This is a genomic window from Mycobacterium sp. E3298 (assembly GCF_001666895.1).
In the GTDB taxonomy this organism is placed as follows: Bacteria; Actinomycetota; Actinomycetes; order Mycobacteriales; family Mycobacteriaceae; genus Mycobacterium.
Map to the genome: position 1 here is coordinate 1 of NZ_LZJB01000345.1, position 830 is coordinate 830.

Genomic DNA, 830 nt, shown 5'->3' on the forward strand with positions numbered 1-830 from the left:
GGAGAACAAGCCGTCCAATCCCAGCGACCCGCACGACGGGGTCTACACGGCGGCGCGGCTGGCCCGGGACGAGGGGGTGCCCATCTCGACGATCTCGTTCGGCACCAAGACCGGCGAGATCGAGATGGACGGGCAGCGCGTGGCCGTCCCGGTTTCGACGGACCAGATGAAGACGATCGCCAAGCTGTCCGGCGGGCAGTCCTACACCGCCAGCAACATCGCCGAGCTCAACAAGAGCTACAACGCCATCGAGAAGGACATCGGCTATCGCACCGTGGCCGGGCCGGGCAGCGCCGGGTGGCTGCGCCTGGGCGTGATCACCGCCTTGATCGCGACGGCGCTGGCGCTGCTGATCAACCGGCGGCTGCCGGTCTGATCGTCAGGACGGCAGCCGGCGGTTCAGGAACAGGCCGGCCAGGATCGCGCCGGCCAACGCGACCGCCCCCAGCAGCATCCACGCGAGGCTGGCGTCGCCCTTGACGGTCTCGTACCCGATCTGGCGCTGCAGGGTCGAGTAGACGTTCTTCAGCGACTCCAGGCTGTCGGCATGGAACGCCTGGCCGTCGGTGATCTCGCAGATCTTCTGCAGCGTCTGGTCGTCTACGGGAACCGGGATGGTGGCGCCCTCGTACTCGACGGTGCCGTACGGCGTCCCGAAGGAGATGGTCGAGATCTGCACGCCCGCGGCCTTGGCGGCCCGGGCGGCGGTGAACGCCCCCTGCGGGTCGCTGGGATTGGACGGCTTGTTCTCCCCGCCGTCGGACAGCAGCACGATGCGGGCCGGGGGCGGGGTGTCGCCACCCGTGATGGCCAGGGCGCTCACCGCGTGC

The 830-nt window shown here is 69.5% G+C and carries 2 pseudogenes; one reads left to right on the forward strand and one right to left on the reverse strand.

The annotated features are described in order from the left end of the window. Nucleotides 1–376, forward strand: a pseudogene (locus A9X05_RS16020) (hypothetical protein); the annotation flags it as partial. Between the two features lie 3 nt (nt 377–379). Here A9X05_RS16020 and A9X05_RS16025 read toward each other — a convergent pair. Next, nucleotides 380–830 (reverse strand): annotated as a pseudogene (locus A9X05_RS16025) (VWA domain-containing protein); the annotation flags it as partial.